Raw genomic sequence first — 20,085 nt, 5'->3', positions numbered from 1 at the left:
AAATGTCCTCTAAAAACGGCAGTGAAAAATCCGAAAACATGGTACTAAACGACCAAAAACGCCGCCGTCCTGGCCGCCCGGCGGGAGGCAATAAAAGTAGCGATAAACGCGATTTGCTACTCGATACCGCATTGAAATTGTTCTCAAATCAGGGAATCGCGCAGACTCCATTGAGCGCGATTGCTACCGAGGCGGGCGTGACGCCAGCCATGCTTCATTACTACTTCAAAACCCGCGAACAGCTTTTGGACGTATTGATTGACGAGCGTTATATGCCGGTACGCGCATCCATGGGTGGCGCATTTGAAATGCATCCCAACGACCCGGTCAGCGCCCTGACAGCGCTCACCCAAAAATTCATTGATGTATCACTTCAGCATCCCTGGTTTGCACCGTTGTGGATCCGCGAAGTACTGAGTGAAACGGGGATATTGAAGCAACGAATAGATGAACGATTTGGTTCAAGAGAGCGCCAGGCGGCGCTGGTCTGGATCCGCAAATGGCAGGATGAAGGCCGTTTGAATCCGGATCTGGAACCGGAGTTTTTGTTTATCTCACTGTTTGGTTTAACGCTTTTGCCCGTTGCGCGTTTACAGCACGATATTCGTAAAGGTGAGACGTCGCTTAACAGCGAAATGCTTTCACGCCATATCGCCGCGCTGCTTAAATCGGGCGTTAGCAACCCCGATTCATAACCTTATACCCAAATAATTCGAGTTGCAGGTAGGCGGCAAGGGAGCAAATCCCCAGGAGCTTACTTGGGTAAGTGACTGGGGTTTGTGAGTGCAGCCAACACCCCTGCAACTTGAAGAATGACGGGTATACATCAATGATTAGGCATTTTCTTAGGTAACCCATACAAAAAATGATGGATTATGCAGCCGCCGGCAAACGGCATTTCGCTTCGGCGGCTTCTTTTACATTTTTGGGTTAAACAGCAATGAACAAATTTATGTTGGTGATGGTGGTAGTTGCAGCGGGAACACTGGCTGGTTGTAGCTCTCCGGCGCAGCGTATGGCGGATTGCCAGGCTCAGGGAATCAGTAAAGATACCTGTTATCTCGCTGAGCAGAATCGCCAGAATTCCATCAATAGCGTAGCCATGAAACAGGCGATGGAAAACGCCACCAACGCCACAAAATAGCCTCCTGTTTAACAGGCTCAGACGAGCCTGTTATTTCGCAAAAAACTCCTGCGTAACAACACATTTTCAACTTAGCTACAGTCTCGCCGCACAAACAAAAATCCCTTTTAATTCAACTGGTTTATTATTTTCTCTGCGGCTGAAATGTAAAGTCTAATAAAGGATTACGATTACCGTTTCCAGGCTCTTGTATTACGCGTGCCAGGGAGAGTACATTAGCGCCCGACGAATCAATGTTGAACGGCCAGCGCTTATGGAATTAATCCCAAATATCCCAACAGGCGGTTCACAGTTTCTATACTGAATTTTTTAGCAAATTTGCGCGGCAGCACGCGCGGAGCAATGTAACGTGAAATATTTCATGATGGGCTTGTCATTCATGTTGTTAGTTTGGGTCGGTACTTTTGTGATGATGGTCGAGTAAACAGAATTGAGAAGCAGGAGCCATTTGGCTCCTGTTTTCGTTTTAGCGGGCGGTTTTACTCAGCAGTCTCTGAAGATATTTTTGGCGTGGTCGGAAACAAGCCGTCAGCGCGGAACATCGCTTTAATGCCCCGTACGGCCTGGCGAATGCGGTCACGGTTTTCAATTAATGCAAAGCGCACATGCGTATCGCCGTAATCACCAAAACCCACGCCTGGCGAGACGCAGACTTTCGCATCCTGAAGCAGCTTTTTCGCAAACTCCAGCGACCCCATTGCCGCGTACTGTTCCGGGATTTTCGCCCACACGTACATGGACGCTTTCGGGCATTCCACCATCCAGCCCGCTTCGTGCAAGCCTTTTACTAACACGTCACGGCGGCGTTTATATTGTTCCGCAATCTCGCGCACGCACTCTTGTGGCCCTTCCAGTGCCGCAATCGCTGCGACTTGCAGCGGCGTAAATGTGCCGTAGTCATGGTAACTTTTGATACGTGCCAGCGCGCTCACCAGCTCTTTGTTGCCCACCATAAAGCCGATGCGCCAGCCCGCCATGTTGTAGCTTTTCGACAGGGTAAAAAATTCCACGGCGACATCGCGCGCGCCAGGGACTTCCATAATTGACGGCGCTTTCCAACCGTCATACACGATATCGGCGTACGCCAAATCATGCACCACCAGCACATCGTAACGTTTTGCCAGCGCGACGACCTTTTCAAAAAACTCCAGTTCTACGCACTGCGCGGTCGGGTTTGATGGGAAACCGAGGATCATCATTTTTGGTTTCGGATAGCTTTCGCGAATGGCGCGTTCAAGCTCAGCGAAGAAATCCACACCTTCCACCAGCGGCACCGAACGCACCTGCGCGCCAGCGATCACCGCGCCGTAAATATGAATCGGATAACTTGGGTTTGGCACCAGCACCGTGTCGCCGTGATCGAGCGTCGCCAGCATCAAATGCGCCAGCCCTTCTTTCGAGCCAATGGTGACAATCGCTTCGCTTTCCGGGTCGATTTCGACGTCGTAGCGGTCTTTGTACCAGCGCGAAATGGCGCGTCGTAAACGCGGAATGCCACGCGATGTGGAGTAACCGTGGGTGTCTTCACGCTGCGCTACGGTGCAGAGTTTTTCCACGATATGCGGCGGCGTTGGGCCATCAGGGTTACCCATACTGAAATCGATAATGTCTTCACCACGGCGACGAGCGGCCATTTTCAGCTCGGCGGTGATGTTGAACACATACGGCGGGAGACGATCGATACGCGAAAAACGACGTTTTGGACTGGTGTCAGCCATAAATTCCTCAGATTACGTGAGCGCCCGGACCGTCCGAGCGACGCTGCCACATGGATGTGGCCTGCTTAGAAAATAGCCTGAATAAAAATCATCTGTCGAGAGGGAAAACAAAATATTTTTAGCCCCGATAAAAGAGGATGCTTCATTTGAAGCTAATCCCTATTTTATTTGATGGACGTCGATTATATTAACCATGTCGCAACATCCTTATAACTTTAATTCCGATGACGTGGAGCACTGCCATGACCCTACAAATTGATGATTTACCGCGTGCAATCCGTGAGATAAAACAAAAGCTTCGCCACGATTTACCCGGTTATAAAGCCGCTTTCGAACAGCTCGAAGGCGATATGAAACGCCAGATCGACGCGATCCGCGCTGAAATGGATCGTGGCGAAAACCCGGTGCCGCAAATTAACGCTGACGATATTGTTAACAACCGCGTGAGCGAGCAACAAAAAGCGCTGATACGCCAGCGGGGTTGCTGCACGGTTAAAGGCGTTTTCCCGCAAGCTCAGGCTCAGGCATGGAATGAAGAAGTCGGGAATTATCTGGAGCGTAATAACTTTGTTGAGAAGTTAAAGAACGCCGCAGAAGATAACTATTTCGGCACACTTGCCGCCAGTAAGCCGCAAATTTACGGCATTTACTGGTCTAAACCGCAGGTGGAAGCGCGCCAACATGCACGCATGAAAGCGGTGCAGGTGTTTCTCAATAATTTATGGGAAACCGAAAGCAACGGTAAGCAGCATTTCGACCCGGATCGCGTGGTGAGTTACGCCGACCGCACCCGTCGCCGCCCGCCGCGCTCAAACTCTTTGGGGCTGTCTCCGCATGTGGATGGCGGCTCTGTCGAGCGCTGGCTGGACGAGAATTTCCGCCACGTTTACCGCCATGTGTTTTCCGGCGAATGGCAGCAATATAATCCGTTCGCTGCTGAAGGCCGTACCGAAGTGCGTGAATTTCCGTCGCCAGCGGTATGTTCGATGTTCCGTACTTTCCAGGGCTGGACGGCGCTCAGCCCGCAGCGCAAGCACGGCGGCACGCTGACGTTGCTACCGGTAGCCAACGCGATGGCCTATATTTTATTGCGTGCTTTGCAAGACGATGTGCCGGAAGAATCCCTGTGCGAAGCGAAGCCAGGACGCGCCCTCTCTATTAACGAGCAGTGGCATCCCCTTTTATTAACCGGGATATCCTCAATTCCGAATATGGAAGCGGGCGATACTGTTTTCTGGCACTGCGACGTGATTCATGCCGTTGAAAATGAGCATCTTGGCGAGTTCGACAGCAATGTGATGTATATCGCTGCGGCGCCGTGGTGTGAGAAGAACGCCGCCTATCTTGAGCGCCAGTGGCCCGCGTTTGTGGAAGGCAAGTCGCCGCCAGATTTCGCCGCCGATGATTTTGAGGTCGATTTTGACGGTCGTGCGATGGAGGCAGATTTGAGTGCGGCTGGATGTGAGCAATTGGGTGGGAAGTAACCCCCTCACCCTAACCCTCTCCCCAGGGAGAGGGAATCTACGGTTTTCTCCTTCTACCGGGGAGAGGGAATGTACGGTTTTCTCCTTCTACCAGGGAGAGGGAATGTACGGTTTTCTCCTTCTCCTGGGGGAGAAGGCCGGGATGAGGGCGAACCACATCAAAATGTCCATTTCTGGTATCCACTCAGTAATTTCCTTATCATTACCCTTCCATTCTTAGTCACGCGAGTTACCGGTGCACGAAACCTTCGATATGCTGCTGGCGGTATTTGACCGCGCGGCGCTGATGCTTATTTGTCTCTTCTTTTTAATTCGCATCCGCCTGTTCCGCGAGCTACTACATAAAAATGCCCACACGCCCAAAGAGTTATTAGCCGTTACCGCGATTTTCTCGATGTTCGCGCTTTTCAGTACCTGGTCTGGCGTACACGTCGAAGGCTCGCTGGTTAACGTGCGTATTATCGCGGTGATGGCGGGCGGGATTTTATTTGGCCCGTGGGTGGGAATTATCACCGGGATTATCGCGGGACTGCATCGTTATCTGATTGATATAGATGGTATTACCGCCGTTCCGTGCCTGATTACTAGCATTGTTGCCGGTATAATTTCTGGCTTAATCAACCGCAAAGTCCCGAAAGAACAGCACTGGCGAGTCGGTATTTTCGGCGCCATGTTGTGTGAAACCATGACCATGATTCTGGTGGTGTTGTGGGCGCCGTCGGTGGATTTAGGGATCGATATCGTTTCGAAAATCGGCATTCCAATGATTCTTGGCACCGTTTCAATCGGCCTGATTGTGGTGCTGGTACAAAGCGTTGAAGGCGAAAAAGAAGCGAGTGCCGCACGCCAGGCGAAGCTGGCGCTGGATATTGCCAACAAAACGCTGCCGCTATTTCGTAACGTGAACAGCGAATCGCTGCGCCAGGTTTGCAATATTATCCGCGACGATATTAACGCCGATGCGGTAGCGATTACCGATGTCGACAAAGTGCTGGCCTATGTCGGTTTTGGCGAAGATAACTATAAGCAAAACGACGACGGCATCAGCCCAAGAACACAACTGGCGATTCGCGAAGGGAAAATCATTATTCGTAATGACGATGAGGCTTATCGCACTCCGGAAATCCACTCGCTGATCATTATTCCTTTATGGGAAAAAGGCGTGGTGACCGGCACGCTGAAAATCTATTACCGCCATGCGCACCAGATCACGTCAACCTTACAGGAAATGGCGGTCGGGCTTTCGCAGATTATCTCAACACAACTGGAAGTTTCTCGCGCTGAGCAGTTGCGTGAAATGGCCAATAAAGCGGAACTGCGAGCGCTGCAAAGCAAAATTAACCCGCATTTCCTGTTTAACGCACTGAATGCGATTTCTTCCTCGATTCGTATGAATCCCGATACCGCGCGCCAGCTGATTTATAATTTGTCGCGTTATCTGCGCTATAACATTGAATTAAAAGACGATGAGCAGATCGACATTAAAAAAGAGCTGTACCAGATTAAAGATTACATCGCCATTGAGCAGGCACGTTTTGGCGACAAGCTGACGGTGATTTATCACATTGATGAAGAGGTGACGTGCCTGATCCCAAGCCTGCTGATTCAGCCGCTGGTAGAGAACGCGATTGTGCATGGTGTGCAGCAATGTAAAGGCAAAGGCGTGGTGACGATTAGCGTTGAAGAAAGCGGGAATCGTGTACGTATTGCAGTGCGCGACACCGGGCACGGCATCGATCCGCAAGTGATTGAACGGGTGGAAGCGAACGAAATGCCGGGCAATAAAATCGGCCTGCTGAATGTGCATCACCGCGTAAAATTACTGTATGGCGAGGGTTTGCATATTCGTCGCCTTGAGCCAGGTACGGAAATTGCGTTTTACGTGCCTCACGCCGCTGCCACTGCCGTTCCACCGTTATTGTCGCAACAAGGAGGAAGTGCATGAAAGTTCTCATCGTAGAAGATGAAGTGCTGGCGCAACAGGAGTTGAACTGGCTGATTAAAGAACACAGCCAGATGGAAGTTGTCGGTACGTTTGATGACGGCATGGATGTGCTGAAATACCTGCAACATCATGAAGTGGATGCCATTTTCCTCGACATCAACATTCCTTCTTTAGACGGCGTGTTGCTGGCGCAGAATATCAGTAAGTTTGCTCATAAGCCGTTTATTGTGTTTATCACCGCCTGGAAAGAGCACGCGGTGGAAGCGTTTGAGCTGGAAGCATTCGACTACATTCTGAAACCGTATCAGGAGTCGCGCATTATTGGCATGCTGCAAAAACTGGAAGCGGCATATCAGCAACAGAATGCGCCCGCGTCGGGTAACAGTTCTAACCGGGAAGCGCTGACCATTAATCTGGTGAAAGACGAGCGGATTATCGTTACCGATATTAACGATATTTATTACGCCGAAGCGCACGAGAAAATGACGTTTGTTTATACGCGCCGTGAAGCGTATGTGATGTCGATGAATATCACCGAGTTTTGCCATCGCCTGCCGGAAAGCCACTTCTTCCGCTGCCACCGTTCGTATTGCGTGAACCTGAGTAAAATCCGTGAGATAGAGCCATGGTTTAACAATACTTATATTTTACGCCTGCGGGATTTGGATTTTCAGGTGCCGGTGAGTCGCAGCAAGGTGAAGGAATTTCGAGCGTTGATGCGGTTGTAAGACGGGCGCAAGGGTTTGCGCCCGAATCCATCATTACAGAACCTGCCCCAGCGTTTGGCGTAAATGCGCGCCAGCGCCCAGCAGCCCCGGCTGATCGTGAATAATCAGGTACACCGGGATGCTTTGCACGTAATCTTTAAAGCGGCCTTTGTCTTCAAAACCGCCCCGGAAACCGGAGGCTTTAAAGAACTCAAGGAAACGTGGCACGATACCGCCCGCGATATACACGCCGCCAAAGGTGCCGAGCGTTAGCGCCAGGTTGCCGCCAAAACGCCCCATGATCACGCAGAACAGCGAAAGTGCGCGGCGACAATCCGTGCAGCTATCTTCCAGCGCTCTTTCGGTTATGTCTTTCGGCTTGTAGTTTTCCGGCTCGCGTTTGTCTGATTTGACGATGGCACGGTACAGATTCACAAGCCCTGGGCCTGAAAGCACACGTTCAGCAGAAACGTGGCCGATTTCGGTACGCAGCTCTTCGAGGATAATCCCCTCTTCTTCGCTATTCGGCGCAAAATCAACGTGCCCGCCTTCGCCAGGCAGACTCACCCAACGCTTATCGACGTGAACCAGATGCGCCACGCCAAGCCCGGTGCCTGCGCCGTAAACCGCGATAGGTTTACCTTCGACCGGTTCGTCACCACCAAACTTGATCAAATGCTCTTTTTTGAGCGCGGGAATGGCCATAGAAACGGCGGTAAAATCGTTAATAATTTCCAGATGTTCAAAACCGAGATTCTTTTTCATCTCAGCGGTAGAGAATGCCCAGGTATGGTTGGTCATCGCCACCCAGTCACCGGTAATCGGGCAAGCAATTGCGATACAACCATCGGTTACGCTGACATTGTGCTCTTTGAGATAATGCACCACGACCGCTTCAAGGCTTGGGAAATCGAGGCCCGAGTAGGTTTTTGCCTGGGTGATGTCACCATTTTCAACATTGCACAGTGCCAGACGCGCATTGGTGCCGCCTACATCTCCCACCAAAGCATATTTTGTCATTCTTCCACTGCTCCGCTAAAGTCAAAATAAGTCCTGCCAACACTGTAAAATTAGCTAGCCTAAACAACAACGACCAGATGATAAGTGCCTTGGGATTATAGATCTTCGTCACAGATTAGCTTGAGCGTTTCAGCCCTTATTGCATAGCGGGCGAAATGACCTGTCTGGCAGACTGTTTGCCGAGACGATTTTGCGCAAAGTACATTTGAGTTAAGGAATAAAACATGCTCCATCCGCGAGCCAGAACGATGTTGGTTCTCTCTCTCCCAGCGTTAGTGATTGGGATTTTTTCCAGCCTGGTGTTAATTGTGGTGATGAAAGTCGCCGCCGTTTTGCAGCGCTTTCTTTGGGTGGCTCTGCCCGCCAGATTTGATCTTGATATGAATTCCCCGATGTGGATTTTGTTAATGCTGACGTTCACGGGGATTGCCGTGGGGCTGGTGGTTCGCTATATGCCGGGGCATGCGGGGCCGGATCCGGCAACGGAACCGTTGATTGGCGCACCCGTGCCGGTTATGGCGCTTCCGGGGCTGATTATTGCGCTGGTGCTGGGACTTGCAGGCGGTGTTAGCCTTGGGCCTGAACACCCCATTATGGCGGTGAATATTGCGCTGGCGGTGGCGATTGGTGCGCGTTTACTTCCCCGCGTCGGCGCGCTGGACTGGACGATTCTTGCCGCAGCAGGAACGATTGGCGCACTGTTTGGCACGCCGGTTGCAGCGGCGTTGGTGTTTTCCCAGACGTTAAATGGCAGCAATGATGTGCCTTTATGGGATCGTCTGTTTGCTCCGCTTATGGCAGCCGCCGCCGGGGCGTTGACCACCGACCTGTTCTTCCATCCCGATTTCTCTTTGCCTGCGCTGCAATACCCGGAAATGCGCCTGGTGGATATCTTTAGCGGTGCGGTGGTTGCGGCTATCGCCATTGCATTGGGGATGGTTGCCGTCTGGTGTTTGCCACGGATGCACCGTTTGATGCATCAGCTTAAACACCCGGTGTTAATTTTGGGCGTCGGCGGTTTTCTGTTAGGTGTGTTAGGACTGATTGGCGGCGAAGTGACGCTGTTTAAAGGGCTGGATGAAATGCGCCAGCTTTCCACCGCGCAGCATTATTCCGTGGCAACGTTGCTGATGTTTGCAGTTTTAAAATTGGCCGCATTGGTCATCGCGTCAGCCTGTGGTTTCCGGGGTGGGCGCATCTTCCCGGTGGTATTCGTGGGGGTCGCGCTGGGGATGATGCTCCATCAGCATGTCGAAGCGGTTCCGGCAGCGATTACGCTGTCCTGCGCCATCCTTGGCCTGGTGTTGGTGGTCACTCGCGATGGCTGGTTAAGTCTTTTTATGGCTATGGCGGTGGTGCCGGATCTCAAATTGTTGCCTCTGTTGTGTATCGTGATGCTTCCGGCCTGGCTGCTGTTGGCTGGCAAACCGGTGATGATGGCGGATAAGCCGAAAGTTTAGTTTTGCATGGGGTGTATTGTCGGATGACGCTGCGCTTATCCGACCTACGCGATTTCATAAGCCATTGTTTTTGTAGGGTGGATAAGCATCAGGAAGCAGCATTACGTTTTGCGAGCGATGCCGTAATCGCCTGCAAAAGTTCGGGAATATCCTGTTTTGGCAGAACGACTTCCACCAGCGACAGTCGTTCTGCTTTCGCCACTTTCTGCATCACCTCTTCGAGCTGAACCTGCTCGGTCACTCGCCAGCACTGCGCCGGGTTATGCACATTCAACGCCTGCGGGATGAGGGTCCAGTTCCATGGCGAGATGTCGTTATAGCGCTGCTCGGCACCGTGAATCGCCCGCTCAACGGTGTAACCATCGTTGTTAAGCAAGAAAATCACCGGGCGCTGCCCGTCGCGCATCATCGAACCCATTTCCTGAATGGTCAGTTGCGCGGAGCCATCGCCAATCAGCAATACCACGCGGCGATTTGGGCAGGCGGTCTGCGCACCAAATGCGGCCGGAAGCGTAAAGCCAATCGAACCCCAGAGCGGCTGGGCGATAAACGTCACGCCGGCGGGGAGCGTCAACGTTGCTGCGCCAAAAGCCGCTGTTCCCTGGTCGGCCAGCACGATATCTCCCGCTTGCAGGAAACCTTGCAAAGATTGCCAGAACGCATGCTGATCCAGTTTCCCGGAAGTCGCTGGAGGTAACGCGGGTGGTTTTTGTTGTGGTGCGAGCCAACCTGAAACCTGGTGTTTGCAGAGCTGATGCAAAACTTCAATCGCTTGCGCCATCACAATTCCACTGAACCAGCGCTCGCCAATGCGCGTGGCATTCGGCTGAATGTCGATCGTCTGCTGGAACGTGAAATGCTGCGTAAACCCGGCGGTTAATGTGTCGGTAAATTTCACCCCTGCACAAATTACCAGCTCAGATTTTTCTATTGCCTGAATGACACCAGGGTCGCTGGCAGATGCGCTATAAGTGCCGACAAAACCTTGTTGGCCTTCATCAAATAACCCTTTGCCCATCAGCAACGTGGCATGCGGCATCGGCGTGTCATCCATCCATTGCTGCAAGGCTTTTTGCTGCCCAAAACGCAATGCCAGGAAGTCTGCCAGTAACGCCACGCTGCGGCTTTCTGCCAGACGCTCTTGTGCGCAGGCGCGGAATTGGGTGAGTAGAGTGGGGTCGGTGGAAGTTTGTTGTGATAATAGCGGCGTTGTTGGACGCGTGGCTGGAGCCTGGGAAACATCGCTCGGCAGCAGTAAATAGCCCGGACGGCGCTGCAATAATGCCTGCTGCAAGACACGGTCGATTTCATAGCAGGCGTTTTCGGCGGTGAGCGACGCTTGCGCCACAGACACTTCTGCGGCCATGCGCGCAAAATGGCTGAAATTCCCATCACCCAGGGTGTGATGCATCAATTCACCCCGCCGTTGCGCGCCCAGGCACGGCGCACCGACGACATGTATGACCGGTAAATATTCGGCGTAGCTTCCGGCGATACCATTAATGGCACTGAGTTCACCGACGCCAAAAGTCGTCAGCACCGCAGCAGCACCTTTGCAGCGAGCGTAACCATCAGCGGCATAGGCGGCGTTGAGTTCGTTGGCGCAACCGACCCAGGCAAGCGTCGGATTGTTAATCACGTTATCCAGAAACTGTAAGTTGTAATCACCGGGGACACCAAAAAGATGGTCAATTCCCGCCTCGGTGAATCGGTCAAGAAGATAGTCTGCGACAGTGTAAGACATGACTCATTCCTTCTTTGAGGGCTTAGAGTGAGTATTGGACATCTGTGATCGCTGTCGAGGAACGTGGAGAATAAAGCCGTGGAAAGAGGGATTTACACTTATCTGGGGTGTAGTCTGATGGCCTTCTATGTTGTGAAAACGTATACACTAAGTTGGCATTATTCACTTACCAAGGAATTCACATGGTCTATCAGGCAAATTCTGCGCGTTATGAATCAATGGAATATCGTCGTTGTGGGCGCAGCGGTTTAAAACTTCCCGCGATTTCGCTGGGTTTATGGCACAACTTTGGTGACACAACGCTTCTGGATAACAGCCGTCAGTTGTTACAACGTGCGTTTGACTCAGGGATTACGCACCTTGATCTGGCGAATAACTACGGCCCACCGCCGGGTTCTGCCGAAGAAAACTTTGGCCGAATCCTGCGTGAAGATTTCCTTCCATATCGTGATGAACTGATTATTTCGTCAAAAGCTGGCTATACCATGTGGGAGGGTCCATACGGTGATTGGGGTTCACGTAAGTATCTGATTTCAAGCCTTGATCAAAGCCTGAAGCGTATGGGGCTTGAGTACGTCGATATCTTCTATCATCACCGCCCAGACCCGGAAACGCCGCTGGAAGAAACCATGCGCGCGCTTGATACCGTGGTGCGTCAGGGCAAAGCGTTGTATGTCGGCGTGTCAAATTATCCGGCAGAACTCGCCGCTCAAGCCATTGATATTTTAAACGATCTGGGTACGCCATGCCTTATCCACCAGCCGCGTTATTCAATGTTTGAACGTTGGGTTGAAGGCGGTTTGCTGGATGTACTGCAAGAAAAAGGCGTGGGCAGTATTGCGTTTTCACCATTGGCAGGCGGCCAGCTTACGGATCGCTATCTCGACGGTATTCCCGCTGATTCTCGCGCCGCGAGTGGCAGCAAGTTCCTGAATGCAGATCAACTGACCGAGGATAAGCTGAGTAAAGTCCGAAAACTCAATGCCATTGCACAACGCCGTGGGCAGAAGCTTTCGCAAATGGCGCTGGCGTGGGTATTGCGCGGCGACAGAGTCACATCCGTATTGATTGGTGCCAGTAAAATCAGCCAGATAGACGATGCGGTAGGCATGTTAGCAAACCGTCATTTCACCGCTGCTGAGCTTGCTGAGATCGAAGAAATATTAGTGTAACCGTTATCACGACCTGTTTTAATTTGCAGCTAAATTAGCAAAAAGTGCTCTCTTCAGCGAATTAGGAGTTGTGGCGATGAAACACTTGTTTACCACCACTTACTATTGAGCTAACAGACCGCCCTGGCGGTTACCGTGTATTAAGGAGAGAGTATGTTCAGGTCACTGATTCTTGCGATTGCATTATTGGCATCTGTACCGATGATGGCGAATGCGGGCGAAATCACCCTGCTGCCGTCAATTAAGCTTCAGATTGGCGATCAGGATTATCGCGGTAATTACTGGGATGGCGGCAGCTGGCGCGACCGTGATTACTGGGGTCGTCACTATGAATGGCGTGATAACCGCTGGCGTCGTCATGACAATGGTTATCACCGTGGCTGGTATAAAGACCGTGGGCGTAACAGCTTTGAGAAAGGCTATCGCGCCGGTTGGAATGACCGTGACGACCATCGTGGTGGACGTGGGCGTGGCGATCATGGACATGGTCACGGCGGCGGTCATCGTCACTAAAATTTTACAACGGGAGCCTCGGCTCCCGTTTTTTTTATAGCTACAGCCCCAACACCGTGCCAATCAGCAGCCACAAGTTCAGCGCAACCACGATGGAGACAATCACCCAGCCGGTCATTTTCACCAGGCGGGTATTCACTAAATCGCCCATCAATTTGTCATTGCTGGTGAAGATCAGCAGTGGAACCAGCGCCAGTGCGATACCGAAGCTGAGCAACACCTGGCTCATGACCAGAATTCTTGTCGGGTCCAGCCCCATCAGAATGACAATAAATGACGGTGCCATAGTCACCGCGCGGCGCACCCAAAGTGGGATGTAGAAGCGCACGAAACCTTGCATCACGACCTGCCCCGCCAGCGTTCCCACCACGGTTGATGACAATCCCGCTGCAACCAGACTTAAACCAAAAATTGTTGCCGCCGAGTGGCTGAGCAATGGCTCAAGCGTCAGGTACGCTTCGTCGAGATCCGCAACGCCGGTGTGGCCTGTAAAGTGAAATGCAGCCGCCGCCGTTGCCATCATCGCCAGGTTTACAAATCCGGCGATAGTCATCGCGATGGCGACATCCCATTTAGTTGCTGAATACTTTTCGGCGCGATTGCCTTCGTGCATGTTTTGCGTCAACGACGAATGTAAATAAATAACGTGCGGCATAATGGTTGCGCCGAGTACGCCAGCGGCAAGAAATACCGCTTCGCTGGTCGGCAAACTAGGAATCAACATGCCTTTGCCGAGTTCGATCAGTTTCGGCTGGGAGAAAATCAGCTCGACGATGTAAGCCGCCGCCACGAACAGCAATAGTCCGCCAATCACTTTTTCGAGTGGCTTCTGGCCGCGCCGTTGCAACATTAATATCAGGAACGTCGCGATGCCCGTCAGCACCGCGCCTTGTAACAGAGAAACGCCAAGAATCAGTTTGAAACCAATCGCGGCACCGATAAATTCCGCGAGATCGGTCGCCATGGCGATGATTTCAGCTTGTATCCAGTAAAGCCAAACCACCGGGCGCGGGTAATGGTCACGAATTTGCTCGGCGAGGTTTTTACCGGTGGCAATGCCCAGTTTTGCTGAGAGGATTTGGATAAGCATCGCCATGAAGTTGGCCCACACCACCACCCACAGCAATTTATAGCCGAAGCTGGCACCGGCCTGGATGTTGGTCGCAAAGTTACCAGGATCGATATAACCGATGGCAGCGATAAAAGCCGGCCCCATCAACGCCAGGCGTAATCTGCGCGCTGTGCGAGTACCACTATTTTCAACGCGAGTGTTCGTCATTGTCTGCCTCTGGAGATATAGCCTTTGCTATGTTTCAAGCTATCAAAAATGAGAATGATTATCAAATTCATTTAAAAAGTCCTGGACGATTACTTTGATAGACGGAAACAAGATTGAGGAATGAGCAGTGACGATTGTGAAATCGCCTGTTAATGAAGCCTGATTACGCCAGGCACAATGTTAAGGATATGTGCGTTGACGCAACTTTTATCTTCTTTACTTAACATAGCAGAAATGTATGGTTGATCACTAATTTTGAGATTGGTCACATGACATCACTATAGTGTGCGATTAGTCTCGTTTTCTTATTGCTTGTTTCATAGAATGTGCAACGAAATTAAACCTGCCTCATGTTTGGAGCAAATATGTCCCGCGTTCTTCACTTTGTCTTAGCGCTCGCCGTGGTTGCGCTACTCGCTTTATTGCTGAGTAGCAACCGTAAGCAAATCCGTATTCGCTTTATCGTTCAACTGTTGGTGATTGAACTTATCCTGGCCTGGTTCTTCCTGAACTCTGAAATTGGTCTGGGCTTTGTAAGAGGTTTCTCTGAAATGTTTGAGAAACTGCTGTCATTCGCTAACGAAGGGACAAACTTTGTATTCGGTAAGATGAATGACGAAGGACTCGCCTTCTTCTTCCTGAAAGTTCTCTGCCCAATCGTCTTTATCTCCGCGCTGATCGGGATATTGCAGCACATCCGCGTTCTGCCGATTGTTATCCGCTTTATCGGTACTGTTCTGTCTAAAGTGAATGGTATGGGTAAACTGGAATCCTTTAACGCCGTAAGCTCGCTGATTCTGGGACAATCAGAAAACTTCATCGCCTATAAGGATATTCTCGGCAAGATGTCGCGCAACCGCATGTACACCATGTCCGCTACGGCCATGTCTACCGTGTCCATGTCGATTGTCGGTGCTTACATGACGATGCTCGATCCAAAATATGTGGTCGCAGCGCTGGTATTGAACATGTTCAGTACCTTTATCGTGCTGTCGCTGATCAACCCGTACCGCGTTGATGAGAGCGAAGAAAATATCCAGATGTCTAACCTGCACGAAGGCCAAAGCTTCTTCGAAATGCTCGGTGAATACATTCTGGCAGGTTTTAAAGTTGCCATTATCGTTGCCGCAATGCTGATTGGCTTCATTGCCTTGATCGCTGCGCTGAACGCCTTGTTCGCTGCCGTCTTCGGCATTTCCTTCCAGGGCATTCTGGGTTACATCTTCTACCCGGTTGCATGGGTGATGGGTGTACCTGCCCACGAAGCGTTGCAGGTTGGCAGCATCATGGCCACCAAACTGGTTTCCAACGAATTCGTTGCGATGCTGGATCTGCAAAAACTGGCGGGTACGCTTTCCCCACGCGCGGAAGGTATCCTGTCTGTGTTCCTGGTGTCGTTCGCAAACTTCTCTTCTATCGGGATTATCGCAGGCGCGATTAAAGGCCTGAACGAAGAGCAAGGTAACGTGGTTTCTCGCTTTGGCCTGAAACTGGTTTACGGCGCAACACTGGTAAGTATTCTGTCAGCGTCTATCGCTGGTCTGTTCCTGTAATACTTATCATGAAAAACCGGGGCCTTTGCGCCCCGGTTTTTTTATGCCTGTGGTTCTATACCTGGCGACTCGCTTCATCCTGCCAGCACACCTGATTTCGCCCACTCTCTTTCGCCCGATACATTCGCATATCCGCCAGAGCCTGGATTTGGTCCAGCGTATATTCCGGATATTCACTGTGCGAAGCCACGCCAAGAGATGCCGTCACCGGTAGTTGGCTACCGTCTTCAAGCATCATCGGCGCTGATTGAAGCTCCCATTTGATTCTTGTCGCCACCATAATCCCCGCTTTGAGATCGGAGTTTGGCAGGTAAATGCAGAACTCTTCGCCACCGATGCGCCCCAGAATATCCTGGCTGCGAATCGCACGTTGAATGCGTCGAGTGGCATGCACCAACACGTTGTCGCCCACCAGATGTCCGTAAACATCGTTCACCTTTTTGAAGTGGTCCAGATCTAACTGTACGACGGTGTAATCAATATAGTCAGGGCTGATTTGCGAGGTTTTTGCGAAGAATCCACGACGGTTAAGTGCGCCGGTTAACTCATCGTGCAGAGCATGGTGCTGCATTTCACGCTGCAATCCCCCCATGTTGTGTACCAGGCGGCAAATCACCCGGTGCGACGCTAACAGGAAAAGCACGAAGATAATCCACATCGTTACCAGCAAAATGCTGAACCGCCCAAACTCTTCATGTAAGCCCTGGCTGAGACTTTGGGTGCTCACCAAAACCGAACGCGTATCGCGCATTTCACCAAACGTAATGAACACTGGCCCGGAGCGCAAAGTGCCACGCGGTTTATCTGCCAGCATTTTGCGGATGGTCGCTATTTGTTGCGCATTCAATCGAAAGCCGTTTTCAGCTCCCACGACGGTAGTCAGCGGGTTGAGTTGCTCGTCAAAGAGTTGATAAGCATTTTGTGAGCCTTCTGGTAACGAAGCGGTGATAAATCGTTGCACCGATTCATTGCTAAATGCCATGCCCAGCAAACCTATCCATTCACCACGAAAATCAACCGGGATTGCACCATTAATCAGCGTGTCGTTGCTTTGGGCAATGTTCTGTCGCGTCCAGAACGTTGAACGCTGAGGGTTTAATAGCGGCGAGGCTAATACGAAACTGCCCTGCTTCTCGTGCGGGTTGTAACTATTAATCAGCAGCGTATTCACTTGCTGGGATAAAGAGACAATAAACTGGCCTTCGCGCGAGATGTAATACAAATCGGCAAACAGCTCGCTGCCCCGCGTCGCTAGCGGAAACAAACCCTGGATTTTACGCAGGGCGTTCATTTCCTGGCGAACTTCAAGCGGATCGTGAAGAGGAAAGGCTTCGCCTGCGGTGACACTTTCAGGCAGCGGTAATTCGCCAATCCACAGCGGCGATTGCAAGACATTGCTGTTAGCTTCCCAGGGAGCATTGGCGCTGCCCGGAAACATCGGATCGTCCATGGCTTCGGTAAAAATTTGTTTTAAATAGCGAAGGCTATCCATTTTGTACTGCGCCCGGCTTTCAATTCGCGCTATCACACTTTCCAGCTGGCTAAGCTGACTGGTGCGATAACCCTGGCTGAATAATTGCCCTTGCTGCCAGAACAAAACTGTAGTTAGAACAAAGACAAATATAAAGCACAGATGGATGACACGCAGCGTGTGTACCATCGGCAACCTGAACCGATTTGCTAATGAAGTGCTCACAAATAAACCCTTTGTTCACATGCTTGCCACATACTCTTACCCAACGAAATTCTGCGCGGTGAGAGGCTCTGGTTTGCCAATCAGATAGCCTTGTAAATAGTGTACGCCCAGTTCGTGTAACAAAGCGCGTTGCCCTTCGGTTTCCACATATTCTGCAACTACAATCAATTGCTTAGCGCGAGCCATATCACAGATAGACTTCACAATTAGCGGGTCAAGGGCGTCTGTCGTGATGTCTTTAATGAAGCAGCCATCGATTTTTATGATGTCCGCCTGAAGCCGTTTGAGACGTTCGTAATTCGCGTAACCCGTACCAAAATCATCAATGGCAATTTTAAAGCCGTTATCACGCAACAGCATGATGTTCTGCATTGAGGTTTCAGAGTTAGAAAACGCCTGTTCCTCGGTGACTTCAATAATCACGCTGCTGGTGGGCACCTGGAATTGAGCGAACAGAGCAACAATCTTTTGCGCGATATCCTTTTGCATCAGCGTCAGTGGCATCAGGTTGACGGAAAAACGTGAGCACTCACTGTCACTTGGATGCAAATAGAGGAAATTGACTAGCTTTTTCAATATCAACATATCGAAGCGCGTGCTGAGGTTAAATTCAGCGATCACAGGAATAAACTTATCCGGTGTAATTAATTCGTTGTTAAAGATAATACGGCTAAGTATTTCGTGATAACCCTTACCCGCCTCATTCACAATGGGCTGCGAATAGAGTACGACCGGATCTTCTTCATTCAACGCCTGCTGAATTCTTTGCAGTAACAACACACGTTCTGTGGTTTCTCCAGAAACATATTCCACACGCGTATTCAAACTCAACACGCGCATTGATTCGCTGGCCTGATCGGAGAGATAACTTAATTGCCCCAATGTACGGTGCAATTCCTCAAGGCTGTTGTCGATAACGCTATAAGAAGCACCGTACTCAATTTCCAACATGGTGTTATGCCATTTTATTTTTTTGCTATTGAGTAACTCGACAATATGTTCGAGTCGCGCATCAGTATGTTGGCCACGAAGGAAAATTAATAACTCGCTGCCGGGCAATTGAAATACCTGCTCACCTTCTTGCAGTAAAGGGGTTATCTGACTCGTCACCCTGCGTTTGCAATGAATACGCATCATCATGCCGTAATGTCGGCTAAGAAACTCCAGATTAGATAAACGCAGGCAGCAAAGCGTACCTTCCGGATAGCTCTGCACATGCTGTTCAAGCGCGCGTAAATTCGGTAATTGGGTGAGGGGATCGGTCATTGCCTGGGAATGATAAAGGCGTTTCATCCACTCATTACTCTTGAACATCATGGTCATATACAACATACAGACCGAGAATGAGATAAACACCGAAAGGATAAATGACAGGGCAAATTCTGTATTAACGCCGTAAAGAAAACCGTCGTTATAAGTCAGCAATAACCAGGCCGAAATAGCCCATAGCAGCCCCATCAGACGCGGGCCGAAGTGGCGAATACCTAAGGTAAACAACACAAAGATAACCGGTACCAGATAGCCTGAAACCTGTAGCACTCCCCAGGATGAACAGAGCACAATCAGCAAGACGGCCAGGCACAACATCCAGGTGAAAGAGTAAAAACGACGCGGCCCAACAAAATCGCGCATGATACAACGACGCCAGAATGCCCGCGCATAATTTGGATTAAGCAGCATCCTTAATGGGTAATAAAACAGGTAGGTAAAAATGAGCGATGCGGCAATTAAGTTTTGAAAATCCACCACCATAAACATGAGTGAATTATCACCAAAGTATGCCGCAACTTTGGCAGGGAACTGGATATAGTGCCCGGCTAAATACATCAGTAATTTAATACTGAATGGGGCAACAAAACCCATCCAGAATATTCTGGTACCCATCCCTTTATCCGTCAGGCCGTGACGCCATCTCGCACCCAGGTAATAGCGGGTAATCAGACTGCAAATGACAATGGGTATTATCAGGCAAAAAACAAATGCCACTAACGCCACAAATGACATATGCAAAAATAATGCGAATGTCATTGCAGAAGAAATTATCAATGGAACGATCGCTGCCCGGCCATAGATAAACACCATGGCAATCATCAAACTAACGGGAAGGTAAGCAAGATAAACCTGATCACCATCAATTGTGGTTAACGGCGAGATGTATCGAGAAAATGGAACAAGGAGAAGGCATAAAACCAGTGCAGTGACGGATTTTCTGAAGCATTTTTGAAAAATCATAAGCCCTGGTCTGAAAGTTTGTAATAGCCTGGAAGCATTTTTCGGTGATGAAGAATACGTTTATTTATTGCACAAATCAAGTTGACGAAATATCTCATCTCTTTAAATTCATTGGTTTTTAATACAAACCAACAAAGAATAATAGTTTGATATATTCATTTTGAGAATAGCTCGTATTTAAGAAATTCATAGAGCGGAAAAATAAAAAACGCTTTGGGGTGGGCTATCCGCAGAAAGGGTCAGACGTATAAAACAAAAAACCCCCGCCATCAGGCGAGGGTTTCGAATTTTGGTGGAGCTAAGCGGGATCGAACCGCTGACCTCTTGCATGCCATGCAAGCGCTCTCCCAGCTGAGCTATAGCCCCACGAATGGGTTGTGTTAATCGGTCAAATCTTGCTGGTAAAGATTTGGTGGAG

17 protein-coding genes and 1 tRNA gene are annotated in these 20,085 nt (G+C 50.4%); 10 read left to right on the top strand and 8 right to left on the bottom strand.

Annotated elements, in window-relative coordinates:
- Nucleotides 1-2: 2 nt before the first annotated feature.
- The 3 genes from D6029_RS16925 to ypdK all read left to right on the top strand — a co-directional run bounded on the left by D6029_RS16925 (nucleotide 3) and on the right by ypdK (nucleotide 1,568).
- Nucleotides 3-695 (top strand): TetR/AcrR family transcriptional regulator, encoded by a 693-nt coding sequence (locus tag D6029_RS16925; RefSeq protein ID WP_208642691.1) that lies wholly within the window; start codon nucleotides 3-5, stop codon nucleotides 693-695.
- Nucleotides 696-940: 245 nt separating this feature from the next.
- Nucleotides 941-1,144 carry a hypothetical protein gene (locus tag D6029_RS16920; RefSeq protein WP_120065917.1) on the top strand — a complete coding sequence of 68 codons (204 nt, stop codon included), beginning with the start codon at nucleotides 941-943 and terminating at the stop codon, nucleotides 1,142-1,144.
- Nucleotides 1,145-1,493: 349 nt separating this feature from the next.
- A complete protein-coding gene (gene ypdK / locus D6029_RS22870) occupies nucleotides 1,494-1,568 on the top strand; it encodes a membrane protein YpdK (protein ID WP_120065926.1) in 75 nt (24 codons plus the stop codon).
- A gap of 55 nt (nucleotides 1,569-1,623) precedes the next feature.
- Here ypdK and alaC read toward each other — a convergent pair whose 3' ends face one another.
- On the bottom strand, nucleotides 1,624-2,862 hold the full coding sequence (gene alaC / locus D6029_RS16910) for an alanine transaminase (RefSeq protein ID WP_120065916.1): 1,239 nt from the start codon (nucleotides 2,860-2,862) through the stop codon (nucleotides 1,624-1,626).
- Between the two features lie 242 nt (nucleotides 2,863-3,104).
- Here alaC and D6029_RS16905 point away from each other — a divergent pair, with 242 nt between their 5' ends.
- The 3 genes from D6029_RS16905 to D6029_RS16895 all read left to right on the top strand — a co-directional run bounded on the left by D6029_RS16905 (nucleotide 3,105) and on the right by D6029_RS16895 (nucleotide 7,019).
- A complete protein-coding gene (locus D6029_RS16905) occupies nucleotides 3,105-4,346 on the top strand; it encodes a DUF1479 domain-containing protein (protein WP_120065915.1) in 1,242 nt (413 codons plus the stop codon).
- A gap of 235 nt (nucleotides 4,347-4,581) precedes the next feature.
- Nucleotides 4,582-6,291: a sensor histidine kinase gene (locus D6029_RS16900; protein ID WP_167456021.1), complete on the top strand. Its 1,710-nt coding sequence runs from the start codon at nucleotides 4,582-4,584 to the stop codon at nucleotides 6,289-6,291.
- On the top strand, nucleotides 6,288-7,019 hold the full coding sequence (locus D6029_RS16895; RefSeq protein ID WP_120065913.1) for a LytR/AlgR family response regulator transcription factor: 732 nt from the start codon (nucleotides 6,288-6,290) through the stop codon (nucleotides 7,017-7,019). The genes D6029_RS16900 and D6029_RS16895 overlap by 4 nt, the downstream gene beginning before the upstream one ends.
- Nucleotides 7,020-7,052: 33 nt before the next feature.
- Here the strand turns inward: D6029_RS16895 and glk are convergent, their stop codons facing one another.
- The gene (glk, locus tag D6029_RS16890) at nucleotides 7,053-8,018 is read right to left on the bottom strand and encodes a glucokinase (protein ID WP_120065912.1); all 966 of its coding nucleotides are present in this window, start codon (nucleotides 8,016-8,018) and stop codon (nucleotides 7,053-7,055) included.
- Nucleotides 8,019-8,242: 224 nt separating this feature from the next.
- Here glk and D6029_RS16885 point away from each other — a divergent pair, with 224 nt between their 5' ends.
- On the top strand, nucleotides 8,243-9,478 hold the full coding sequence (locus tag D6029_RS16885; protein ID WP_120065911.1) for an ion channel protein: 1,236 nt from the start codon (nucleotides 8,243-8,245) through the stop codon (nucleotides 9,476-9,478).
- Between the two features lie 88 nt (nucleotides 9,479-9,566).
- Here the strand turns inward: D6029_RS16885 and D6029_RS16880 are convergent, their stop codons facing one another.
- Nucleotides 9,567-11,222, bottom strand: a complete 1,656-nt coding sequence (locus tag D6029_RS16880) for an alpha-keto acid decarboxylase family protein (RefSeq protein ID WP_120065910.1) — start codon at nucleotides 11,220-11,222, stop codon at nucleotides 9,567-9,569.
- A 182-nt stretch (nucleotides 11,223-11,404) separates the two neighbouring features.
- Between D6029_RS16880 and mgrA the strand changes: the two genes are divergently transcribed.
- Both mgrA and D6029_RS16870 read left to right on the top strand, forming a co-directional pair.
- Nucleotides 11,405-12,394 (top strand): L-glyceraldehyde 3-phosphate reductase, encoded by a 990-nt coding sequence (mgrA, locus tag D6029_RS16875; protein ID WP_120065909.1) that lies wholly within the window; start codon nucleotides 11,405-11,407, stop codon nucleotides 12,392-12,394.
- Between the two features lie 153 nt (nucleotides 12,395-12,547).
- Nucleotides 12,548-12,907: a DUF2502 domain-containing protein gene (locus D6029_RS16870; RefSeq protein ID WP_120065908.1), complete on the top strand. Its 360-nt coding sequence runs from the start codon at nucleotides 12,548-12,550 to the stop codon at nucleotides 12,905-12,907.
- Between the two features lie 40 nt (nucleotides 12,908-12,947).
- Here D6029_RS16870 and D6029_RS16865 read toward each other — a convergent pair whose 3' ends face one another.
- Nucleotides 12,948-14,186 carry an Nramp family divalent metal transporter gene (locus tag D6029_RS16865; protein WP_120065907.1) on the bottom strand — a complete coding sequence of 413 codons (1,239 nt, stop codon included), beginning with the start codon at nucleotides 14,184-14,186 and terminating at the stop codon, nucleotides 12,948-12,950.
- A complete protein-coding gene (locus tag D6029_RS22865) occupies nucleotides 14,183-14,257 on the bottom strand; it encodes a hypothetical protein (RefSeq protein ID WP_418230272.1) in 75 nt (24 codons plus the stop codon). The genes D6029_RS16865 and D6029_RS22865 overlap by 4 nt, the downstream gene beginning before the upstream one ends.
- A 294-nt stretch (nucleotides 14,258-14,551) precedes the next feature.
- Between D6029_RS22865 and D6029_RS16860 the strand changes: the two genes are divergently transcribed.
- The gene (locus tag D6029_RS16860; RefSeq protein WP_120065906.1) at nucleotides 14,552-15,739 is read left to right on the top strand and encodes a NupC/NupG family nucleoside CNT transporter; all 1,188 of its coding nucleotides are present in this window, start codon (nucleotides 14,552-14,554) and stop codon (nucleotides 15,737-15,739) included.
- A gap of 55 nt (nucleotides 15,740-15,794) precedes the next feature.
- Here D6029_RS16860 and D6029_RS16855 read toward each other — a convergent pair whose 3' ends face one another.
- From D6029_RS16855 to D6029_RS16845, 3 genes are all read right to left on the bottom strand, one after another.
- Nucleotides 15,795-17,435 carry a diguanylate cyclase gene (locus D6029_RS16855; RefSeq protein ID WP_244212421.1) on the bottom strand — a complete coding sequence of 547 codons (1,641 nt, stop codon included), beginning with the start codon at nucleotides 17,433-17,435 and terminating at the stop codon, nucleotides 15,795-15,797.
- Between the two features lie 36 nt (nucleotides 17,436-17,471).
- The gene (locus D6029_RS16850; protein ID WP_120065904.1) at nucleotides 17,472-19,667 is read right to left on the bottom strand and encodes an EAL domain-containing protein; all 2,196 of its coding nucleotides are present in this window, start codon (nucleotides 19,665-19,667) and stop codon (nucleotides 17,472-17,474) included.
- Nucleotides 19,668-19,957: 290 nt separating this feature from the next.
- Nucleotides 19,958-20,033 (bottom strand) — tRNA-Ala (locus D6029_RS16845).
- Nucleotides 20,034-20,085: the final 52 nt, after the last annotated feature.

It is taken from the genome of Buttiauxella izardii (assembly GCF_003601925.1).
GTDB classification, from domain to species: Bacteria; Pseudomonadota; Gammaproteobacteria; order Enterobacterales; family Enterobacteriaceae; genus Buttiauxella; species Buttiauxella izardii.
This window is presented reverse-complemented; position numbering and strand designations above follow the sequence as displayed.